The organism is Thioclava sp. F42-5 (genome assembly GCF_002213195.1).
GTDB lineage: Bacteria > Pseudomonadota > Alphaproteobacteria > Rhodobacterales > Rhodobacteraceae > Thioclava > Thioclava nitratireducens.
This window is the reverse complement of record NZ_NBNZ01000008.1, coordinates 32157-52739: the sequence shown is the minus strand read 5'-3', so window position 1 is coordinate 52739 and position 20583 is coordinate 32157. Positions and strand designations below refer to the sequence as shown.

21 protein-coding genes and 1 tRNA gene are annotated in these 20583 nt (G+C 62.8%); 13 read left to right on the top strand and 9 right to left on the bottom strand.

All coding sequences use genetic code 11. From position 1 onward, the window contains the following. Entirely contained in the window at positions 1–837 is an 837-nt protein-coding gene (gene nadC / locus B6V74_RS17030) for a carboxylating nicotinate-nucleotide diphosphorylase (protein WP_088723496.1), read from the top strand. A gap of 4 nt (positions 838–841) precedes the next feature. Here the strand turns inward: nadC and B6V74_RS17025 are convergent, their stop codons facing one another. The 8 genes from B6V74_RS17025 to B6V74_RS16990 form a co-directional block, all read right to left on the bottom strand. Beyond that, a complete protein-coding gene (locus B6V74_RS17025) occupies positions 842–1327 on the bottom strand; it encodes an RNA pyrophosphohydrolase (RefSeq protein ID WP_088719943.1) in 486 nt (161 codons plus the stop codon). Between the two features lie 30 nt (positions 1328–1357). Beyond that, a complete protein-coding gene (locus tag B6V74_RS17020) occupies positions 1358–2773 on the bottom strand; it encodes a S41 family peptidase (protein WP_077701052.1) in 1416 nt (471 codons plus the stop codon). Between the two features lie 2 nt (positions 2774–2775). Continuing rightward, on the bottom strand, positions 2776–3921 hold the full coding sequence (locus B6V74_RS17015; RefSeq protein WP_075776741.1) for a peptidoglycan DD-metalloendopeptidase family protein: 1146 nt from the start codon (positions 3919–3921) through the stop codon (positions 2776–2778). After that, a complete protein-coding gene (gene gpmI / locus B6V74_RS17010) occupies positions 3918–5441 on the bottom strand; it encodes a 2,3-bisphosphoglycerate-independent phosphoglycerate mutase (RefSeq protein ID WP_088723495.1) in 1524 nt (507 codons plus the stop codon). The genes B6V74_RS17015 and gpmI overlap by 4 nt, the downstream gene beginning before the upstream one ends. A 70-nt stretch (positions 5442–5511) precedes the next feature. Then, positions 5512–6174, bottom strand: a complete 663-nt coding sequence (locus B6V74_RS17005; protein ID WP_088723494.1) for a class I SAM-dependent methyltransferase — start codon at positions 6172–6174, stop codon at positions 5512–5514. A 154-nt stretch (positions 6175–6328) separates the two neighbouring features. Further along, positions 6329–6796: a 23S rRNA (pseudouridine(1915)-N(3))-methyltransferase RlmH gene (rlmH, locus tag B6V74_RS17000; protein WP_088723493.1), complete on the bottom strand. Its 468-nt coding sequence runs from the start codon at positions 6794–6796 to the stop codon at positions 6329–6331. Positions 6797–6806: 10 nt separating this feature from the next. Beyond that, positions 6807–7169 (bottom strand): ribosome silencing factor, encoded by a 363-nt coding sequence (gene rsfS, locus B6V74_RS16995; protein WP_075776745.1) that lies wholly within the window; start codon positions 7167–7169, stop codon positions 6807–6809. Positions 7170–7301: 132 nt separating this feature from the next. Continuing rightward, on the bottom strand, positions 7302–8657 hold the full coding sequence (locus B6V74_RS16990; protein ID WP_075776746.1) for a mechanosensitive ion channel domain-containing protein: 1356 nt from the start codon (positions 8655–8657) through the stop codon (positions 7302–7304). A 267-nt stretch (positions 8658–8924) separates the two neighbouring features. Between B6V74_RS16990 and leuC the strand changes: the two genes are divergently transcribed. From leuC to B6V74_RS16965, 5 genes are all read left to right on the top strand, one after another. Then, positions 8925–10346: a 3-isopropylmalate dehydratase large subunit gene (leuC, locus tag B6V74_RS16985; RefSeq protein ID WP_075776747.1), complete on the top strand. Its 1422-nt coding sequence runs from the start codon at positions 8925–8927 to the stop codon at positions 10344–10346. Between the two features lie 12 nt (positions 10347–10358). Further along, positions 10359–10964, top strand: a complete 606-nt coding sequence (gene leuD, locus B6V74_RS16980) for a 3-isopropylmalate dehydratase small subunit (protein WP_075776748.1) — start codon at positions 10359–10361, stop codon at positions 10962–10964. 126 nt (positions 10965–11090) lie between these two features. After that, positions 11091–11603, top strand: coding sequence for a DUF308 domain-containing protein (locus B6V74_RS16975; RefSeq protein WP_158275108.1), 513 nt, complete (start codon positions 11091–11093; stop codon positions 11601–11603). Positions 11604–11764: 161 nt separating this feature from the next. Next, a complete protein-coding gene (locus tag B6V74_RS16970; protein ID WP_346425926.1) occupies positions 11765–12703 on the top strand; it encodes a hypothetical protein in 939 nt (312 codons plus the stop codon). 44 nt (positions 12704–12747) lie between these two features. Then, the gene (locus tag B6V74_RS16965; RefSeq protein ID WP_346425925.1) at positions 12748–13737 is read left to right on the top strand and encodes an endonuclease/exonuclease/phosphatase family protein; all 990 of its coding nucleotides are present in this window, start codon (positions 12748–12750) and stop codon (positions 13735–13737) included. Here B6V74_RS16965 and B6V74_RS16960 read toward each other — a convergent pair. After that, positions 13701–14621: a hypothetical protein gene (locus B6V74_RS16960; protein ID WP_075776752.1), complete on the bottom strand. Its 921-nt coding sequence runs from the start codon at positions 14619–14621 to the stop codon at positions 13701–13703. The genes B6V74_RS16965 and B6V74_RS16960 overlap by 37 nt on opposite strands. A gap of 216 nt (positions 14622–14837) precedes the next feature. Between B6V74_RS16960 and leuB the strand changes: the two genes are divergently transcribed. From leuB to rfbA, 7 genes are all read left to right on the top strand, one after another. Continuing rightward, positions 14838–15941, top strand: coding sequence for a 3-isopropylmalate dehydrogenase (leuB, locus tag B6V74_RS16955; RefSeq protein ID WP_088723490.1), 1104 nt, complete (start codon positions 14838–14840; stop codon positions 15939–15941). A gap of 117 nt (positions 15942–16058) precedes the next feature. Next, entirely contained in the window at positions 16059–17036 is a 978-nt protein-coding gene (locus B6V74_RS16950; protein WP_075776754.1) for a DMT family transporter, read from the top strand. A gap of 52 nt (positions 17037–17088) precedes the next feature. Further along, a tRNA-Pro gene (locus tag B6V74_RS16945) sits at positions 17089–17165 on the top strand. 98 nt (positions 17166–17263) lie between these two features. Next, the gene (rfbC, locus tag B6V74_RS16940; RefSeq protein ID WP_168184250.1) at positions 17264–17836 is read left to right on the top strand and encodes a dTDP-4-dehydrorhamnose 3,5-epimerase; all 573 of its coding nucleotides are present in this window, start codon (positions 17264–17266) and stop codon (positions 17834–17836) included. Continuing rightward, positions 17833–18870, top strand: coding sequence for a dTDP-glucose 4,6-dehydratase (gene rfbB / locus B6V74_RS16935; RefSeq protein ID WP_088723488.1), 1038 nt, complete (start codon positions 17833–17835; stop codon positions 18868–18870). The genes rfbC and rfbB overlap by 4 nt, the downstream gene beginning before the upstream one ends. Then, the gene (gene rfbD, locus B6V74_RS16930) at positions 18867–19712 is read left to right on the top strand and encodes a dTDP-4-dehydrorhamnose reductase (RefSeq protein ID WP_088723487.1); all 846 of its coding nucleotides are present in this window, start codon (positions 18867–18869) and stop codon (positions 19710–19712) included. The genes rfbB and rfbD overlap by 4 nt, the downstream gene beginning before the upstream one ends. Next, entirely contained in the window at positions 19709–20581 is an 873-nt protein-coding gene (gene rfbA / locus B6V74_RS16925; RefSeq protein ID WP_088723486.1) for a glucose-1-phosphate thymidylyltransferase RfbA, read from the top strand. Before rfbD ends, rfbA begins: the two co-directional genes overlap by 4 nt. Positions 20582–20583: the final 2 nt, after the last annotated feature.

The following is a 20583-nucleotide window of genomic DNA, read 5'->3' as shown; positions in this document are numbered from 1 at the left end:
ATGTTGCCCGATTTGCTGATCGAACCGATTGTCCGCGCCGCGCTGGTCGAAGACCTTTCGCCGATGGGCGACGCGACGACGAAGGCGGTGATTCCGGCGGGCAAGACCTATTCCGCGCGACTGAAAGCGCGGGAAGATGGCGTCGCTTCAGGTATGCAGGTCGCGGCGATGGCGTTTCGACTGGTCGATCCGACGTTGCGCGTCTCGATACTGATCGCGGATGGCAAACCGTGCCAAGCCGGGGAGACCTTGCTGACGGTCGATGGCTCGGCCGCGTCGATCCTGATGGCGGAGCGGGTGGCGCTGAATTTCGCGGGACGCCTCAGCGGGATTGCCACGAAAACCGCGAGCTTCGTCGCGAAAACCGAAGGCACGAAGGCGCGTATCACTTGCACCCGGAAGACCACCCCGGGTCTACGCGCGCTCGAGAAAGCAGCGGTGACCCATGGCGGCGGTTTCAACCATCGTTACGGCCTGTCGGACGCGATCCTGATCAAGGATAACCATATTGCGGCCGCCGGGAGCGTGCGCGCAGTGCTCGAAGCAGCGAAAGCGGCGCGCAGTCACATGATGCGGATCGAGCTGGAAGTCGACACGCTGCGCCAGATGGAAGAGGCGCTGAAAATCGGTGGCGCCGATGTCATCCTGCTCGACAATATGGACAGCGCGGAGCTGCGTGCGGCCGTGGCGCTTAATGCGGGCCGCGTCGTACTGGAAGCCTCGGGGAACATGACGCTCGAGCGGATTGCCGAAGTGGCAGCGACCGGCGTGGATTACATCTCTTCCGGTGCGCTCACCCATTCGGCGCGGACGCTCGATCTGGGCCTCGATTTCTGAGAATTCAGCCGAGATAGTCTCTGAATTCGGCGCGAACGGCCTCGTAGACCGAGCGTTTGAAGGGGACGATCTTCTCGACCAGTTCGTCGAAGGGCATCCACTGCCAGACCGAGAATTCGGGGTGGTCGGTGTCGATGCGCACCTGATCGTCGGAGCCGAGGAAGCGCATCAGGAACCATTTCTGCTCCTGCCCGCGCCAGCGACCGTTCCAGATTTTCGGCACAAGATCGTGCGGCAGGTCGTAGCGTACCCAATCGGAGGTTTTCGCGACGATTTCGACGAGATCGGGGTTCACCCCGGTTTCTTCTTCCAGCTCGCGCAGTGCGGCTTCTTTCGGCTTTTCACCCTTGTCGATCCCGCCCTGCGGCATCTGCCAGGCCGGTCCAGGATTGTCGATGCGCTGGCCCGCGAAGACGAGGCCCGCGGGGTTCATCAGAACGACGCCGACATTGCGGCGGTAAGGAAGTTTAACGATTTCTTCGGGAGTCATATGAAAAAGGGGCCCGAAGGCCCCTTCCCCTCAATTCTGCTGCGTGTCGGTTTTGCTGTCGGCGCTCGGCGCTTCGGCTTGCTGCGTCGACGCGGTGTCAGCCTTGGCTTCCGGCGCGATGGCCGAGAGGCCTTTGATCAGGTCAATCGCGTACGACATCTGGAAATCTTCCATCCGGCGCTTCGCGGCCTCTTCGGCTTTCGCGCGCTCGTCCTCGGCCTGTTTCTTTTCGTCCTCGGTCATCGAGTCGTTGGTGATTGCACCTTTCAGATCGGCCTCGGAGGTCATCTTGCGGGCGTTGTCGCCTTCAGCGGCCGCCTTATCCTGCGATTTCGGCTGATCGGGCTGCGGCACGACAACGTCGGGAGCAATGCCCAGCGACTGAATCGAACGACCTGACGGCGTGTAGTAGCGCGCGGTGGTCAGACGCATCGCGCCCTCGCCCTGGATCGGCATGACCGTCTGGACCGAGCCTTTGCCGAAGCTCTTGGTGCCGACGACGATCGCGCGGTGATGATCCTGCAGCGCGCCGGTCACGATTTCCGAAGCCGACGCCGAGCCGCCGTTGATCAGCACGACGATCGGCTTGCCGTCGGCCATGTCGCCCGCGGTCGCGTTGAAGCGCTCGCTATCCTGCGGGTTCCGACCGCGGGTGGAGACGATCTCACCCTTGTCGAGGAACGCATCCGCCGTCTTGATCGCCTGCGTCAGAAGACCGCCGGGGTTGTTGCGCAAGTCGATGATGAAGCCGTCGACCTTGTCCATGCCGCCGACCTCTTTCACCTGCTCCTTGATCGAGGATTCGAGGTTCGGGAAGGTCTGGTCGTTGAAGGTGGTGATGCGCAGAATGACGGTATCGCCGTCATGGCGCCCCTTCACGGCGGTCAGCTTGATCGTGTCGCGGGTCAGCGTGACGTCGAACGGATCCTGCTCGCCTTCGCGGACGATGGTCACGGTGATGTCCGAGCCGACCGGCCCACGCATCTTGTCGACTGCCTGATCGAGCGGGATACCCATCAGGGACTCGCCATCGACCGCGGTGATGAAATCGCCGGACTGAATGCCGGCTTCGGCCGCGGGCGTACCGTCCATCGGCGAAACCACCTTCACGAAGCCGTCTTCCTGCGTGACCTCGATACCGAGACCGCCGAACGAACCGCGCGTCTGCACGCGCATATCGCTGTAATCGGAAGGCGGCAGGTAGCTGGAATGCGGGTCGAGCGAGCTGAGCATGCCGTTGATTGCGGCTTCGATCAGCTTCTTGCTATCGACCGGCTCGACATAGTCCTGGCGGATCTTCTCGAAGATGTCGCCGAACAGGTCCAGCTGCTGGTAGACGGTTTCGTTGCGTTTCGTTTCCTCGGCCATCAGCGGCGCCGCGACTTGCGTGGACAGAAGCGCGCCCGCAAGCGTCCCGCCAACCGCTGCCATCATGAACTTTTTCATACTCAACCCTTGTCGTCTTTTGTCTGGATGAACCACGGCGTCGGGTCCACGGGCTTGCCGCCCTCTCTCAGTTCCAAATAAAGCGTCTCGCTGCGATCTGCACCAGCGCCATCTGTCGCCGCCTGCACGAATTCCTTGCCGAATTCCTTCGCTCCCGGCTGAATTCCGCCCATCAAGCCGATGGGCGTGCCCTTTGGCAGCACGTCTCCGACCTCACCATAGACGGTTCCGAGGCCCGCAAGAACCAGAAGATATCCATCTGCGGGTTCGAGGACCATCACATTTCCGTAGTCGAGCAAGGGACCGCGGTATCGGATCGTCGCAGCCCAAGGCGTCGTGACCAGAGATCCCGGCTCACTGGCAATCACGAGGCCGGGACGTTTGATCCCTGCCGCATCCGGTTCGTTGAAGCCACGCAGCACCGAGCCGATAACCGGCAAGTTCAGCGTGCCCTTTGCGCCCGCGAAATCTCCGCGCGGCGGACCGATATCGTTTTCCATATCGCTCAACCCGGTCGCGAAGCCTTCGAGCGTATCGGCGCTTTGCACCAGCGCGGTCAGCTCCTCGGGTTCCTCGAGATAGCGCTGCGGCAGCTTTTCGCGGCGCTCGGAAATGGCCTCCGACAGCGCAGTGCGTGCCTTGGTCACCGAGACCATCCCCTTTTCGAGGGTCTCGCGCGCGTTTTCCTGCAGTTTGCGCAGGGTCGCAATTTCCTCAAGGTGGACGCTCAGCTTCTGCGCCTCGTCCTGCAAGGCGGGCGCGACCGAGGACAGTACCATCCCGGACCGCGCCGAGCCTTCGGGACCGGACGGATGCAGCAGCAGCAGCGGCCCGTCGGATTGCTGCATGGTCGACATGACCGCCAGCAAACTGCCAAGCTCTTCACGTTTCGCGTCGAAGCCTTGCTTGATCTCGCGCTCGCGGATCGCTGCGCGGCGCAACCCGTCGCGCAGCGCGCTCAGCCCTTGTTCATAGGCATGGATCGTTTTCGTTAGTGCTGCAATGCGATCCGACTTCGACTGCGCCGCGTCGAGCGCGGTGATCGCCTTGCGCAGATCGGCCGAGGCCTTGAGTGCGGCGTCGCCCGATCCGTCCGCCCAAAGCGGCCCGGCCGAAATCAGAAGAGCTGCGAGTGCGGCGCGGATCACGATACGATCAGGCTCTTTCCTGTCATTTCTTCGGGTTGGTCGATTTGCATCAGGTCCAGTAGCGTCGGCGCGAGATCCGCAAGCCGTCCGTCGCGCAGCTTGGCGCCCTCCGGCCCGCCAACCAGAGAGACCGGCACGAGGTTCGTGGTATGCGCGGTGTGCGGACCGCCGGTTTCCGGATCGATCATGGTTTCACAATTGCCGTGATCGGCGGTGATGATCATCGCGCCGCCCGCAGCCTCCAGCGCCTCGACGACGCGGCCGATATCGTGGTCGATCTCTTCCACCGCAGCGATCGCGGCTTTCAGCGAGCCGGTATGGCCGACCATATCGGGATTGGCGTAGTTCACGATGATCAGGTCGTACCCGGTCTCGATCGCCTCGACGAACTTGTCGGTGACTTCCGGCGCGCTCATCTCGGGCTGCAGGTCATAGGTCGCGACCTTGGGCGATTTCGGCATGTAGCGGTCTTCGCCTTCCCACGGCTCTTCCTTGCCGCCGTTGAGGAAGAAGGTGACGTGCGGATATTTCTCTGTCTCCGCCAAGTGGAATTGGCTAAGCCCTTGTTTTGATATCCACTCTCCGAGCGTGTTGACGATTTCGCGCTTCGGATAGGCGGTCTTCATATAGGCGTTATGCTTGTCGGAATACTCGACCATCCCCAGCAGCGCCGCCCATTTCGGACGCGTTCCCGTCTCGAATTCCGAGAAGTCCGGCTCGCCGATCGCGCGCAGGATTTCGCGCGCGCGGTCGGCGCGGAAGTTGAGGCAGAAGAAGCCATCGCCATCCTTTGCGCCCTCGTAATCGCCGATCACGGTGGGCTTGATGAACTCGTCCATCTCGTCCTTGTCGTAGCTGGCTTCGACCGCGGCCACGGGGGTGTCTGCCCCCTGCCCTTTGCCGTTGATCATCGCGTCATAGGCAAGGCCGACGCGGTCCCAGCGGTTGTCGCGGTCCATCGCGTAATAGCGGCCATCGACGGTGACGACGGTGCAGCCTTTGGGAAGCCGGTCGCAAAGATCCGAAACGAAGGACTTCGCGCTATCGGGGGCGACATCGCGCCCGTCGGTGATCGCGTGGATCAGCACGGGGACGCCTGCCTCCGAGACCATTTTCGCCGCAGCGAGCGTATGTTCGATATGGCCGTGCACGCCACCATCCGAGATGACGCCCATCAGATGCGCGCGCCCGCCGCTCTCTTTCATCGTGTCGATGAAGGACAAGATCGCCTGGTTCTCGAAGAAAGAGCCATCCTCGATCGCCAGATCAATCTGGCCCAGATCCATCGCCACCACCCGTCCCGCGCCGATATTGGTGTGGCCGACCTCGGAGTTCCCCATCTGACCGCTCGGCAGACCGACATCGGGGCCGAAGGTCACCAGCGTCGATTTCGCCGGGTTGTTCCACAGGACACGGTCGAGGTTCGGGGTGTCGGCCAGCAAGGGCGCGTTGCCTTCGCGCTCCTTTCGCTCGCCAAAGCCATCGAGAATGCACAGGACGACGGGTTTCGGGCGGGTCATGGCGGCCTCCTAATCTGTTGCCCCCTCATACGCCTCGCAGGCCGTCGCGGCAACCGGGGGCATGCGAGGCTCAGGCCTGGAACATGATCCGCCGCGCCTTCTTCTCGTAGCTGAGTATCTCGGTCTGTCGCGTGACCTCGAGCAGCGAGGCGAGCGCCGAGTCGGGCTTTTCCATATAGCGCCGGCGCAGGTCCAGCACGACAGCCCCGCCGTCCCGGATCACCCGCATCATCAGGTCGAGATAATCGCCGATCGGATAATGGAAGCCGCAGGAAATCAGGCTGGTGACAAGATCGCCCGTGACTCCGTCCAGCGCATCAGGCTGCTTGACCGGGTTGAGTGTCTCGACCGCGCGGGCGCCATTGTCGCGCAGGAACGCCGCTGCGGCGTCGAGCGAGGCATAGCCTGCACCGGTATCGCTCCAGAAATGATATTGCTCCGGGGTTTCCTCGATATCGATCAGGGTCACGGCGCAATCGTAATCCTTGATCAGCAATGCGTCGTTGAGCCCCTGCCCACAGCCGATGTCGACCACATGGGTCGGACGGCGGCCGGTTTCCTCGAGCGTCTTGCGCAGCGGTAGATACTCGGTGAAGACCTCGGCGAGCGCGCCGCGAAAGATCTCCTCGTTGCGGGTCTCGACTTCTTCGAACGCGGGTCCCCTGTCACCGTCTTCCCAAGCCTTTCGCGCAGTGCCGGAAATCTGGCGCGTGCGCTGGAACCCCAGTAGCATCATTGCCTCGCGGGAAATGGACGCGCCGGATATGTTCATGTCTCGAAGAGTATTCATCGGGCCTGACCTGCTGCACATCATTTTCGGACGCAGCGTAACGTCGTCGTGATGCGGTGCAAGCTGTCGATGGGAGCAGAGGTTAGTGACCTGTCGATCAGACGCGGTGATAGGGTGTGCCGGCGATGATCTGTCCGGCGCGATAAATCTGTTCGGTCAGCATGACGCGCGCCAGCATATGCGGCCAGACCATCTTGCCGAAGGAGATGGAAAACTCGGCGCGGCTGCGCAGGGCCGGGTCGATCCCGTCCGCACCGCCGATCACGAAAGCCACGTCGCGCGCCTGATCGCGCCAGCCTTGCAGTTTCGTGGCGAATTCCGGCGATGAGATCAGGCTGCCGCGTTCGTCGAGGGTGACGATGACCGATCCCTCGGGAATGGCGCGGCTGAGCAACTCTGCTTCCGCGCCCTGCCCCAAGCCTTTCTTGTCTTCGACCTCGACGACGGAAGCCGGGCCGAGCCCGAAGGCGCGCCCGGATTTCTCGAAGCGTTTCAGGTAGTCGTCGATCAGCTCGCGCTCGGGCCCCTTGCGCAAGCGGCCCACCGCGCAGATCGTGATCTTCATGCAGCCGAACTCAGACGGGGGCGCCCGCAGGCATCCACATCTTTTCCAGCTGATAGAACTCGCGCACTTCCGGGCGGAAGACGTGAACGATGACGTCGGAGCTGTCGATCAGCACCCAGTCGCCCTGATCCTTGCCCTCGACTTTGCAAGCCCGGTCGAATTCGTGCTTCAGCCGCTCGGTCAGGTTTTCGGCTATGGCGCTGACCTGACGCGTGCTGCGCCCGGAACAGACAACCATATAGTCGCCGATCGAGGACCGACCGCGCAGGTCGATGGTCACGATATCTTCGGCCTTGTCGTCTTCGAGGGAAGAGATGACGCGCGCGAGGATTTCTTCGCTCGTCGCTTCGGCGTTGACGGCCCGTGTATTCATGGCCGCTGCCTTTGTGCCGGCATCACTCGGCACGAGGGAAAGATGAGACAGGACATGGTCCTCCAGATGTTACGCGCCACAATAGTCCCGGCGCTGGACGTCTTTCAAAAGTAGCATTCCGCAGGTCCGATTTCAATTTTCCTGCGGCGAATTTTCGCTATGCGTTTCCGGAGCCTGTTGCAAGTCAAGCTGTGACCCTTCGAGCACGCGCACTTCGCGTTGCGGGAACGGGATCGAAATGCCGTTCGCCTTGAACGTATCCCAGAGCGCGAGAAACACTTGGCCGCGCACATTGGTCAGTCCCTCGACCGGGTCGGTGATCCAGAACCGCAGGAGGTAATCGACCGAACTGTTGCCGAAACCGGTCACGTGGCAAACCGTCGGGCGGTTCTTCAGGACGCGGTTCACCGATTGCGCGGCCTCCACCGCGAGCTTGCGCACCAGATGCGGGTCATCGTGATAGGAGGTGCCGAAGGGCAGGTCGATCCTGACGAATTCGTTGGAATGGGACCAGTTGACCACCTGCCCCGTGATCAGGTCTTCATTCGGGATCAGGTATTCCTTGCCGTCGCGCGTGACGACCGAGACATAGCGCGCGCCCAGCGAATTGATCCAGCCGAAGGTTTCGCCAAGGCTGATCACGTCGCCGGGCTTGATCGATTTATCCAGCAGGATGATCACGCCCGAGACGAGGTTTGACACGACTTTCTGCAGACCGAAGCCAAGGCCCACGCCGATCGCACCGGACAGAACCGCAAGCCCGGTCAGGTCGAATCCTACCGCCTTGATCCCGATGAACAGCGCCGCGCCGTAAAGCAGAACCTGCATCACCTTGATGACCAGCTCCGACATCGACGGGCTGATATCCTCGTTGGTCCGCAGCCGCGCCGAGGTCTGCCCAGAGATGATCCGCGCCACCGACAGGAGGATCGTCGTCAGCACCAGTGCCTTGAGAACCCCGTAGGCCGTGATGCGGAAATCACCGAATTCGACCGCGGTCCCGTTCAAGAGCCGCACCGTTTCGTCCCACAGCCCGAGGTAATAGAGCGTGACCCAGATCCACGCGCCCCAGCGCACGATACCGCGCAGGAGCGCATTTCGGATCAGCCGCGCGACGAGGCCGACGACGAGCCATGCCGTGACGAGCGTGGCGGCCAGCACCACGAGGAAGCGCCAGGAATAAAAACCCTTGGTTGCCTCGAGCACGAACACCGACGCCCATGCGAACACGATGAAGAGAAATCCGCGCAGACGCTTCCGGAGCAGGATCAGCCAGCGAAGCTGACGGGTCGAGAGCTCACGCCTCCGCCCCCAGTCGTCGACTTTCGGCGCGAGCCAGATGCGCCCGAGATGGGCCAGCGCAAAACACGCCGCGATGATCCCGAATTGCCAGAGCCGCGAGGGCAAGACCATAGAATTGAGGAAGATTTCGATCTGCGCCCAGATCGAACTCAAAATCTTGACGATGTCCCCGTTCGCGAAATCCATGGAAATGACGTTAGCCCGGTTTTGCGATCAGGCCAAACACGGACTCTTCGATTGCCTCAGCGCCGGATTCGCCGTATTTAGCGCCCCATGACACTCGTTTTCGACATGGATGATCGCGCCCGCCTCCGCGAGCGCTTCTACGGCGAAAGCCGCTCGGTGCTGGCACGACTTTGATGCTCTGCGCCCGCGGGCGCATATCTGCGCCTGCTGTCCCATGTCTGACAAACGGCCGTTTTATAGGCCAGCCATCCAAAGAAAGTGAGAGCCATGTCTGCTCCGAAGACCCTCTATGACAAGATCTGGGACGCGCATGTCGTGTCCGAAGACGAAGACGGCACCAGCCTGCTCTATATCGACCGCCACCTCGTCCACGAAGTGACCTCGCCGCAAGCCTTCGAAGGGCTGCGCATGGCGGGCCGCAAGGTGCGCGCGCCGGAGAAAACCATCGCCGTACCGGATCACAACGTGCCGACCACGCTCGACCGCGCGAAGGGGATCGAGAACGAGGAAAGCCGGATTCAGGTCGATGCGCTCGACAAGAACGCCAAGGACTTCGGGGTGAACTATTACCCGGTCTCCGACGTGCGTCAGGGCATCGTGCACATCGTCGGTCCTGAACAGGGCTGGACGCTGCCGGGCATGACGGTCGTCTGCGGCGACAGCCACACCGCGACCCATGGCGCGTTCGGTGCGCTCGCTCACGGCATCGGTACCTCGGAAGTGGAGCATGTTCTGGCGACCCAGACGCTGATCCAGTCGAAGTCGAAGAACATGAAGGTCGAGATCACCGGCAAGCTGCGTCCGGGCGTCACCGCCAAGGACATCACGCTGTCGGTCATCGGCGCGACCGGCACTGCCGGCGGCACTGGTCATGTCATCGAATATTGCGGCGAAGCGATCCGCGAGCTGTCGATGGAAGGCCGCATGACCGTCTGCAACATGGCGATCGAAGGCGGCGCGCGCGCTGGCCTCATCGCGCCGGACGAGAAGACCTTCGAATACGTCAAAGGCCGGGCTCACGCTCCGAAAGGCGCGCAATGGGAGGCGGCTCTGCATTGGTGGAAGCAGCTCTACACCGACGAGGGCGCGCATTTCGACAAGGTCGTCACCATCAAGGCCGAAGAGATCGAGCCCGTCGTGACCTGGGGCACTTCGCCCGAGGACGTGCTGCCGATCTCGGGCTCCGTGCCCGCGCCGGAAGACTTCAAGGGCGGTAAGGTCGAAGCGGCCAAGCGCGCGCTCGACTACATGGGCCTCGAAGCGGGCACCAAGCTGACTGACATCAAGATCGACGTGGTCTTCATCGGCTCGTGCACCAACGGCCGGATCGAGGATCTGCGCGCCGCCGCCGAAGTCGTCAAAGGCCGCAAGCTGGCCGACGGCGTCCGCGCGATGGTCGTGCCGGGCTCGGGTCTCGTGCGGGCTCAGGCCGAAGAAGAGGGTCTGGACAAGATCTTCCTCGACGCCGGGTTCGAATGGCGCATGGCGGGCTGCTCAATGTGTCTCGCGATGAACCCCGACCAGCTGGCAGAGGGCGAGCGTTGCGCATCGACCTCGAACCGTAACTTCGAGGGGCGTCAGGGCTACAAGGGCCGCACCCATCTGATGAGCCCGGCCATGGCCGCCGCCGCTGCCGTCACCGGTCATCTGACGGATGTTCGGAAGCTGATGGAAATGGAAGACGCGTAAGGAGCGACGAGAATGGAAAAGTTCGAAAAAGTTACCGGGATCGCCGCCCCCATGCCGCTGGTCAATATCGACACCGATATGATCATCCCCAAGGGTTTCCTGAAAACCATCAAGCGTACCGGGCTCGGCGTGCATGCGTTCGACGAGATGCGTTACGACCGTCAGGGCAACGAGAACCCCGACTTCGTTCTCAACAAGCCGCAATATCGGGAAGCGCAGATCCTCGTGGTCGGCGACAACTTCGGTTGCGGCTCCTCGCGTGAGCACGCCCCGTGGGCGCTCGCCGATTTCGGCATCAAGGTGATCATCTCGACCTCCTTCGCCGACATCTTCTACAACAACTCGTTCAAGAACGGGATGTTGCCGATCGTGCTGCCGCAGGAGCAGGTCGATATCCTGATGAAGGATGCGGAGAAGGGTTCGAACGCACGGATGACCGTCGATCTCGAGAACCAGGAGATCACGACCTCGGAAGGCGAGACGATCAAGTTCGACGTCGACGCTTTCAAGAAGCATTGCCTGCTCGAAGGTCTCGACGATATCGGCCTGACGCTTGAAAAGGCCGCAGCCATCGACAGCTTCGAAACGCAGATGCATCAGGCGCGTCCCTGGGTGTAATCCCCGATACCATAAGAACAGGAAAAGCCGCCCCGGCCCGGGCGGCTTTTTTCGTGAGGAGGGGGCGCGGGAATGCACCGCCCGTGGTATCGTTCATCATTTGACGTAGACCGAGAGGATGATGCGATGCGCGTTTCGACCCTGTTTCTGATGACCGGCCTCGTGCTGATTGTTCTCGGCGTCGCGGCCATCACGAATCCCTTCGCGACCTCTCTGGCCCTGACTACCTTCGTGGGCATACTGTTCCTGATTGCCGGGGTGGTGCAGGCGTGGCTCGCCTTCAACGACCGAGGCGGGGCGCATCGCGCGTGGCACGGGCTGATCGCGCTTCTCAATATCGTCGTCGGCGTCTGGCTGATCGCCGATCCGATGTCCGGCACGGTCTCGCTCGCAGCGGTGGTCGGCGTGCTCTTCCTGCTGATGGGGGCGTTGCGCCTGCTGATCGGCCTGCGCCTCGCGGCGCCGCGCCTGCGCTGGATGCTGGTCCTGTCGGGCGCGGTTTCGATCCTTCTCGGGCTTTTGATCTTCGCGGCCTTCGATCAGATCGCGACGCAGATCCTCGGGCTTTTGCTGGGCATCCAGCTTCTCGCGGATGGTGTCGGTCTTGCCGCACTCGGCTTTGCCAGTCGCGACTCCTGAGGGCTTTTGACCGGCTAAGCCCTTGATCCACAAAATATGGTTCCGCTCCCTAGTTTGCCACAATTTTGCACCTTTATTGATGCAATGTCGCACCAGGTCTTTCCAGAAAACGCCCGAATACGGCAGAGAGTCTGAAAACAGTATTTGCTTGGATCGGGAACTTGGGCAAAATCATGGCAAGTTTGAGGCAGCGGGTCACATTTGGCGCGCGTCTTGCGGGTAAAAGGATCGGCAATGTATCGAATCCGACCGCAGGGAAGGGTAGGGTAACTGTGTTTTCACGTCTCTCAGGGGCGCTCTTTCGCGCGATCCTCGTTGCGGTGGTGATTTGCATCCCCGCGCTCATACTGCCCGATACCAGTAGCGACACCGCCCAGATCGTGGCGTTGATGGCGCTGTTCGGATTTGCGCTGACCCTGTTCGAATACGCCTCGGTCTATCCCGGTCTGATCGAGTTTCGCGATGCGCCGCCCTTCAACCGCATTCGGTTCATGTCGCTGTTTCTAACCGTCGGCCTGCTCTCTCTCGCGGTACAGTCGCAATATCACGCGTCGACGCTGACCCGGTTGATCGAGGTTCTAGGCACTACGGTCGCAAGCTCCATCGATGTGCCTTACAGCCCCGTGCGCCTGTTACAGCTCGCGCTGCCAGCGGATGCCTCTTTGCATCAGGTCGCGCTGGTGCGCACCGCGGCGGGGATGGCCTACCTGATTTCGCTGCTGACCCTCGGCTATTTCGTCATCGTCATGCGGATCATGGGCTGGCCGCAGGCGCATACCAAATTCAACGTCTGGGTAAATCTGCCGACCTTCGACCCCACCGCGGGCGGCGACGTGGTCGAGCGCCTGCGCCGCGACGCGTGGTTCAACATTGCACTTGGATTTCTTTTACCCTTCCTTATTCCGGCGGTGCTCAAACTCGTTTCGGTCAGTTTCGTGATCGTGACGCTGGAAGTGCCACACACGATGATCTGGATGGTGACGGCATGGGCCTTCCTTCCCGCAAGCCTGTTCATGCGCGGCATCGCGCTGGCCCGGGTCGCGCAAATGATCGAGAACAAGCGTCTCGCTTCCGGGGCGAGCGACTACTTGCCGGCCTGATCGCGCTCTGTTTCGCGCTGCCCGCAACGGCAGAGACTCTGCGTGTGGCGACATGGGATGCTGGGCTGTCGCGCCGGGGTCCGGGCCTTCTTCTGAAAGATATCCGCAAAGGCGAGGCGCAGGTCGCGGCGGCGACGCGGATCGTGGACACGATCGCGCCGGACGTTCTGCTGCTGACCGGGATCGACTGGGATCTCGACGGGCTGTCGCTGGAGGCGCTGAACGAACGCCTCGCGCAGCCCTATCCGCACCTTTTCGCGCCGCGCCCCAATAGCGGCAGGCCAAGCGGGGCCGATCTCGACGGCAACGGAAAGCTAGGCGAAGCGCGGGATGCCCAAGGCTACGGACGATTTCCGGGGCAGGGCGGCATGGCGCTTCTGTCGCGTTATCCGATCGAGGCCGACCGTGTGCGCGACTTCTCCAGGATGCTGTGGAAGGATCTGCCCGACGGGAGGATCGCCGGGGCGGAGCTGTCGCCCGACGCGATGGCGGTACAGCGCCTCAGTTCGACGGGGCATTGGGACGTGCCGCTCAAGTTGCCGTCGGGCGAGCGCCTTCATCTTCTGGCCTTCTCCGCGACGCCGCCGGTGTTCGATGGGCCGGAAGATCGCAACGGACGCCGCAATCGTGACGAGACCGCCTTCTGGCTGCGCTATCTGGATGGGGAGCTCGACGCGCTGCCGCCCGAAGCGCCGGTGATCCTGATGGGCGACGCCAACCTCGACCCGAAGGACGGGGAGGGGCGGCGCGATGCGCTCGATCTGCTGCTGAACGGTCCGCATTTCCAAGACCCCCAGCCGCGGAGCGCGGGGGCGAAAGCTGCGGCGGATCGTGATCATAGGGGCGACTCGAGCCTTGATACCGCCGATTACGACGGCCCGGGCAACCTACGGCTCGACTACGTTCTGCCGTCGAATGATCTGCATGTAGAGGCGGCGGGCGTCGTCTGGCCCGAGCCGGGCGCGCCCTTGGCGGAGGCGGCACGCGCCGCCTCGCGTCACAAGATGGTCTGGCTCGACATTGTATTGCCCTGATCGGGCACGACCTTGAGGCCCCGGATATAGAGATGCTCGAACACCACGCGCTGCAGCGTCTTCGGCGTGAATTCCGGGAAGCGTGCGTGGAAATCGGTGCCGTCGATTTCGTGGCTCATGTCGAACAGGTAGCGCATCTCGCGTAGTTCGCGTGCCAGTTCCCACGCGGGCGATGCGAGCAGAAGCGCCGTCCACGGGAATTTCTTGATCGAGATGTCGCGCCCCATCTGGCGGGAGAATTCCTCGGCCAGCTCGCGAACGGAGAACCGGGTTCCGGGGAACCCGAGATCGAGAAGACCGGGCGAGTGATCTTCGGTCTCGGCCAGTTGCACCGCGACACGCGTCATGTCCTCGAGATCGGCGTAGACGCGCTGCGCATCGGGCTTGCCGAGCGCGGTGATCTTGCCCTTGCGCAAATCCTTCAGCATCACCCGGTTGAGTAGCGTATCGGGCGCCTCGGCATTGATGAAATCGCCGCCGCGCAGGATCACGACCGAACGGCCCTCCTCGGCATGGGCGCGATAGCGCGCCTCCATCTCGGCGCGGATATTGCCCTTGCGGGTGCAGGCGTGATGCGGGGTCGACGCGCTCCACGGAGACGGCTCGCGCCCGTAGACATAGACGTTGCCCGGCACCATCACCGATGCGCCGCTATCGCGCGACGCGGTCAGAACCTGCTTGGTGATCTGCGGGATCTGGTTCGCCCAGTCGTGGTAATTCGGCGGGTTCATCGCATTCACGATCCACCGCGCGCCGCGCGCCGCGATCGCCATATCGGTGCCCCGGCGATAGCGATCGACGTCCCAGCCAGCCGCTCGGAAGGACCGTGCCGCAGCTGATCCGAACAAACCGCCCATTCCCAGGATCAGTACCCTGCGATTCATTTCGCCCTCATGTGTCGTCTGCCTGCTCTAAACTCTAGCATGCGCTCATACGCGCGCGGGGGCCACTCGCCAACCACTTGATCCGCAAAAGCCCGCCGAAGCCTCGGCAACCGCTTGCCGATCGTCCAGACACGGTTTCGCGACCTGTGCCGCTTGACCAGGGGGCGGGCAGGGGATACCCCCTTCGAGACCCTGTTTTCTCGGGAGATTATCCTAATGACCAACCCTTCCATCCTCATCCTGCCCGGCGACGGGATCGGCCCTGAAGTCATGGCCGAGGTTCGCAAAGTCATCGATTGGTACGGTGCCAAGCGCGACCTCGCCTTCGACGTGAGCGAAGACCTCGTCGGCGGCGCGGCCTATGACAAGCACGGCGTGCCGCTGGCCGATGAGACGATGGCGAAGGCGCAGGAAGTGGACGCGGTTCTGCTCGGCGCCGTGGGTGGCCCGAAATACGACACGCTCGACTTCTCGGTGAAGCCGGAGCGCGGCCTGCTGCGTCTGCGCAAAGAGATGGACCTGTTTGCGAACCTGCGCCCCGCGCAATGCTTCGACGCGCTCGCCGATTTCTCCTCGCTGAAGAAGGACGTGGTCGCAGGCCTCGACATCATGATCGTGCGCGAACTGACCTCGGGCGTCTATTTCGGCGAGCCGCGCGGCATCTTCGAAGAAGGCAACGAGCGCGTCGGCATCAACACCCAGCGCTACACCGAGTCCGAAATCGAGCGCGCCGCCCGTGCCGCGTTCGAACTGGCGATGAAGCGCAACAAGAAGCTCTGCTCGATGGAGAAAGCCAACGTGATGGAGTCGGGCATCCTCTGGCGCGAAGTTGTGACCCGCGTCGGTCAGGACTACCCGGAAGTCGAACTGAGCCACATGTATGCGGATAACGGCGCGATGCAGCTCGTGCGCGCGCCCAAGCAGTTCGACGTGATCGTCACCGACAACCTGTTCGGCGACATCTTGTCTGACTGCGCGGCGATGCTGACCGGTTCGCTCGGGATGCTGCCTTCGGCGAGCCTCGGCGCGCCGATGGCGAATGGTCGCCCGAAAGCGATGTACGAGCCCGTTCACGGTTCGGCGCCCGATATTGCGGGGCAGGGCAAGGCCAACCCGATCGCCTGTATCCTCAGCTTCGCGATGGCGTTGCGCTACAGCTTCGATCAGGGCGACGAGGCGACCCGCCTGGAAAACGCGATCGAGAAAGTGCTGGCCGATGGCGTGCGCACCGCGGACCTGATGGGCCCCGAAGGCGGCACCCCGGTCTCGACCGCCGAGATGGGCGACAAGATCATCGAAGCGCTCGACGCCTCGCTCTGATCCAAGAGAAAAGTCTCATGAAAAGGCGCGGGTGAAAGCTTGCGCCTTTTTCATGCCGCGGCCTTGCAACTCCCGAACATCCGCCCAAGATGCGAGCGATAACACCGGGAGCCTTCCATGCCCGATTTTGGCGGAAAATCAAACGCGCGCGGCGCCGCGCTCGGCCTGACATCGATGGCGATCTATGCCACGCATGACGTCATCATCAAACATCTTGGCCAGACCTATTCGCCGGTTCAGATCGTGTTCTTCGCGGCGCTTCTATCCTTCCCGCTGCTCTCGGTGATCCTGCTCAACGACAAGCGCGAGGGCAGCCTGCGCCCGGTTCATCCCGGTTGGGTCGTGGGGCGTGTCGTCACCACCGTCGTCACTGGGCTCTGCGCGTTCTACGCCTTCTCGACCCTGCCACTGGCGCAGGTCTATCCGCTTCTCTTCGCGATGCCGCTGCTGGTCACCGTCTTCTCGATCCCGATCCTCGGCGAGCGGGTCGGTATCCACCGCTGGGCCGCTGTCATCCTCGGCCTGATCGGCGTGGTGATCGTGGTGCGCCCCGGACAGGCGGAACTCGCGCCGGGCCATTTCGCGGCGATGACGGCGGCGGTGACCGGCGCCCTCGCCTCGGTGATCGTGCGCAAGATCGGTTCGGAGGAGCGCTCGGTCGTCCTCCTGCTCTCGCCGCTTCTGGGCAACGTGATCGTCATGGCGATCCTTCTCCCCTTCGTCTGGCAGCCGCTTCAGATTACCGATCTCGGCCTGATGGCGGTGATCGCGATGTTCGGCCTGACCGCGTCCTTCCTGCAAATCCTCGCCTATCGCGCGGGCGAGGCCGCAATCGTCGCGCCGATGCAATATTCACAGATCCTCTGGGCGGTCTTTTACGGCTGGATCATTTTCCACGAGAGCGTGGATATCCCGACGCTCGTCGGCGCCGGCGTCGTGATCCTGTCCGGCATCTACATCGTGATCCGCGAGACCCGCGTCTCCACGAACCAGCCGGTGCTGCGCACGCGGGGACGTTCGGAAACCGCGACCGCGCCGCGTTCGTCGCTTCTGGGCCGCGTTTTGGGCCTTCGCGCACCCAATTCAAGAAGCTGATCAAGACCCCCTTGCAAAACCCCGCGCAAGCCGCTAATTCCCCGCCCACGGTCGGAGCGTAGCGCAGCCTGGTAGCGCACCTGCTTCGGGAGCAGGGGGTCGGAGGTTCGAATCCTCTCGCTCCGACCATTTCCCGATTTTCCCTGATTTCTTGGCTTTTGGCGATGTCGCTGGCCTTTCGGCCCGTGCTTTGGCACAACTTTCCCGAAGCAATGAAGGCAGGGCGCATGCAGGTCGAAGCAACACCCCTCAGCGGCGTTCTGGTGATCACCCCGAAGCGATTCGGCGATCACCGCGGATTTTTCTCCGAGAGCTATTCGGCGAAGCGATTTGCCGAGGCCGGGATCGATATCGATTTTGTGCAGGACAACCATTCGGTTTCCGAGGCTGTGGGCACGGTGCGCGGGTTGCATTTTCAGGCCCCGCCCCATGCGCAGGCGAAGCTCGTGCGCTGCGGGCGCGGGCGGCTCTGGGATGTGGCGGTCGATATCCGCAAAGGGAGCCCGACCTATGGCCAGTGGTTCGGCACCGAGCTGAGCTTCGAGAACGGCAAGCAGCTCCTGATCCCGGCGGGGTTTGCGCATGGGTTCGCGACGCTCGAGCCCGCGACCGAAATTGTCTATAAGTGCTCGGATTACTACGCGCCCGACTGTGAAGGCGCGATCCGCTGGGACGATCCCGAACTGGCCATCGACTGGCCGCTTTCCGCAGGAACAGAGCCTGTTTTGTCCGGCAAGGATGCCGAGGCACCTCTTTTCGCTACCTTCGACAGCCCCTTCACCTGGGAGGGCGCAGCATGAAGATTCTCGTCACCGGTGGTGCCGGGTTCATCGGCTCCGCCGTCGTCCGCCTCGCCGTCTCGCGCGGCCATGAGGTTGTGAACCTCGACGCGCTGACCTATGCCGCCTGCCTCGAGAATGTCGCGCCCGTCGCCGACAGCCCGCTTTATGCGTTCGAGCAGGCCGATATCCGCGACCCCGAGGCTTTGGCGGCGATCTTCGCCCGTCACAAGCCCGACGCGGTGATGCATCTCGCGGCCGAAAGCCATGTGGATCGCTCGATCGACGGCCCCGGTGCCTTCATCGAGACGAACGTGATGGGCACCTACAACATGCTGCAGGCTGCCCGCGCCTATTGGGAGGGCGCGGGTCGCCCCGAAAGCTTCCGCTTCCATCACATCTCGACCGACGAGGTCTATGGCACGCTCGGCGCCACGGGCCAGTTCACCGAAGAGACGCCTTACGCCCCGAACAGTCCCTATTCCGCCTCGAAAGCGGGCTCGGACCATCTCGTCCGCGCCTGGCACGAGACCTATGGCCTGCCGGTCGTGCTCACGAACTGTTCGAACAATTACGGTCCCTATCACTTCCCGGAAAAGCTGATCCCGGTCGTGATCCTGAACGCGCTCGCGGGCAAGCCGCTGCCGATCTATGGCGATGGCTCGAACGTGCGCGACTGGCTCTATGTCGAGGACCACGCCGATGCGCTGCTTCTGGTGCTGGAGAAGGGCGCTTTGGGCCGCAGCTACAATATCGGCGGCGAGAATGAGCGGTCGAACCTCGAGCTGGTCCAAACGATCTGCACCATTCTCGACAGGCTGCGTCCGGGTGAGACGCCCTATGCCGATCTGATCAGCTTCGTCACAGACCGCCCCGGCCATGATGCGCGCTACGCGATCGACCCGACCCGCATCCGCGAGGAGCTGGGCTGGCGTCCGAGCGTGACGGTCGAGGAAGGACTCGAGCGGACCGTGCGCTGGTATCTCGAGAACGAGGACTGGTGGCGCCCGCTGCTGGAGCGGCACGGCGTCGGCGAAAGGCTGGGCAAGGCATGATCCTCGTCTTCGGACAGACCGGCCAGGTTGCGCAGGAGCTACAGCGCCTTGTGCCCGATGCGGCGTTCTTGGGCCGGAATAGGGTCGATTTAAATGATCCCGGCGCTACAGCAAAGGCGATCCGGGAGGCCAAGCCCGAGGCGGTGATCAATGCCGCCGCCTATACGGCTGTCGACAAGGCCGAAGAAGAAGAGGCGCTCGCCCAGGTGGTGAACGTTGACGCGCCCGCGGCGATGGCCGAGGCCTGCCGCGACCTTGGCATCCCCTTCGTTCACATCTCGACCGATTACGTCTTCAACGGCTCGGGCGACGCGCCGTTCAAGCCGACCGATCCGACCGGACCGCTGGGCGCCTATGGCCGCACCAAACTCGCAGGTGAAGAGGCGATCCGGGCTGCGGACGGCACCTTCGCCATTCTGCGCACCAGTTGGGTCTTCTCGTCCCATGGCGGGAATTTCGTGAAGACGATGCTGCGCCTGTCGGAGAGCCGCGATTATCTGACGATCGTCGCCGACCAGATCGGCGGGCCGACACCGGCCAAGGCGATCGCCGAGGCCTGCCTGACGATGGCGCAAGAGTTGCAGCGCGCGCCCGAGAAGAGCGGCGTTTACCATTTCTCAGGCTCTCCCGATGTAAGCTGGGCAGGCTTCGCGCGGGAGATCTTCGCGCGGACCGGGCGGGACGTGACGGTGGAGGATATCCCCGCCGCCGACTATCCGACGCCTGCAAAACGGCCGCTCAATTCGCGGCTCGACTGCAGCGATCTGGCCGTGTTCGGCCTGAACAGACCCGATTGGAGATCGGGATTGAATGAAGTGTTAATTGAATTGGGAGCGGTATGACTAATCGCAAAGGCATTATTCTGGCGGGCGGCTCGGGCACGCGGCTCTATCCGATCACGATGGGCGTCTCGAAGCAGCTTCTGCCGGTCTATGACAAGCCGATGATCTACTACCCGCTGACGACGCTGATGCTGGCAGGCATCCGCGAGATCGCGGTGATCACGACGCCGCATGATCAGGAGCAGTTCATCCGCACCCTCGGCGATGGCAGCCAATGGGGGCTGAGCCTGACCTATATAACGCAGCCCTCGCCCGACGGTCTGGCGCAGGCCTATCTGCTGGCCGAGGAGTTCCTCGCCGGCAGCCCTTCGGCGATGGTTCTGGGCGACAACATCTTCTTCGGCGCGGGTCTCGGCGAGATCCTGAAAGCGGCGAATGCGACCACAGAGGGCGGCACCGTCTTCGGCTATCGCGTCCGCGATCCCCAACGCTACGGCGTGGTGGATTTCGACGAGAGCGGCAAAGTGCGTGCGATCACCGAGAAGCCCGAAGTGCCGCCCTCGCAATTCGCGGTCACGGGGCTCTATTTCCTCGACGAGACCGCTCCGGACCGCGCCAAGACGATCACGCCGTCCGCGCGGGGCGAGTTGGAGATCACCTCGCTTCTGGAAATCTACCTGCATGACGGCGCGCTCTCGGTCACGCAGATGGGCCGGGGCTTTGCCTGGCTCGACACCGGAACGCATGGCAGCTTGCTCGATGCGGGAAATTTCGTCCGCACGCTGGAGGAGCGGCAAGGGCTGCAAAGCGGCTCGCCCGACGAGATCGCCTTCGAGAAGGGCTGGATCAGTGGCGAGCAACTGAAAGATCGCGCTAATGAGTTCGGCAAGAACAGCTATGGCGAGTATCTGCTGCGCCTGATCGAGTGATG

Excerpts from the sequence above, each read along its gene's own strand:
- nadC (WP_088723496.1), top strand. The coding sequence starts at position 1 with ATGTTGCCCGATTTGCTGATCGAACCGATTGTCCGCGCCGCGCTGGTC.
- B6V74_RS17025 (WP_088719943.1), bottom strand. The coding sequence starts at position 1,327 with ATGACTCCCGAAGAAATCGTTAAACTTCCTTACCGCCGCAATGTCGGC.
- B6V74_RS17020 (WP_077701052.1), bottom strand. The coding sequence starts at position 2,773 with ATGAAAAAGTTCATGATGGCAGCGGTTGGCGGGACGCTTGCGGGCGCG.
- gpmI (WP_088723495.1), bottom strand. The coding sequence starts at position 5,441 with ATGACCCGCCCGAAACCCGTCGTCCTGTGCATTCTCGATGGCTTTGGC.
- B6V74_RS17005 (WP_088723494.1), bottom strand. The coding sequence starts at position 6,174 with ATGCTACTGGGGTTCCAGCGCACGCGCCAGATTTCCGGCACTGCGCGA.
- rlmH (WP_088723493.1), bottom strand. The coding sequence starts at position 6,796 with ATGAAGATCACGATCTGCGCGGTGGGCCGCTTGCGCAAGGGGCCCGAG.
- rsfS (WP_075776745.1), bottom strand. The coding sequence starts at position 7,169 with ATGAATACACGGGCCGTCAACGCCGAAGCGACGAGCGAAGAAATCCTC.
- B6V74_RS16990 (WP_075776746.1), bottom strand. The coding sequence starts at position 8,657 with ATGGATTTCGCGAACGGGGACATCGTCAAGATTTTGAGTTCGATCTGG.
- leuC (WP_075776747.1), top strand. The coding sequence starts at position 8,925 with ATGTCTGCTCCGAAGACCCTCTATGACAAGATCTGGGACGCGCATGTC.
- leuD (WP_075776748.1), top strand. The coding sequence starts at position 10,359 with ATGGAAAAGTTCGAAAAAGTTACCGGGATCGCCGCCCCCATGCCGCTG.
- B6V74_RS16975 (WP_158275108.1), top strand. The coding sequence starts at position 11,091 with ATGCGCGTTTCGACCCTGTTTCTGATGACCGGCCTCGTGCTGATTGTT.
- B6V74_RS16960 (WP_075776752.1), bottom strand. The coding sequence starts at position 14,621 with ATGAATCGCAGGGTACTGATCCTGGGAATGGGCGGTTTGTTCGGATCA.
- leuB (WP_088723490.1), top strand. The coding sequence starts at position 14,838 with ATGACCAACCCTTCCATCCTCATCCTGCCCGGCGACGGGATCGGCCCT.
- B6V74_RS16950 (WP_075776754.1), top strand. The coding sequence starts at position 16,059 with ATGCCCGATTTTGGCGGAAAATCAAACGCGCGCGGCGCCGCGCTCGGC.
- rfbC (WP_168184250.1), top strand. The coding sequence starts at position 17,264 with ATGCAGGTCGAAGCAACACCCCTCAGCGGCGTTCTGGTGATCACCCCG.
- rfbB (WP_088723488.1), top strand. The coding sequence starts at position 17,833 with ATGAAGATTCTCGTCACCGGTGGTGCCGGGTTCATCGGCTCCGCCGTC.
- rfbD (WP_088723487.1), top strand. The coding sequence starts at position 18,867 with ATGATCCTCGTCTTCGGACAGACCGGCCAGGTTGCGCAGGAGCTACAG.
- rfbA (WP_088723486.1), top strand. The coding sequence starts at position 19,709 with ATGACTAATCGCAAAGGCATTATTCTGGCGGGCGGCTCGGGCACGCGG.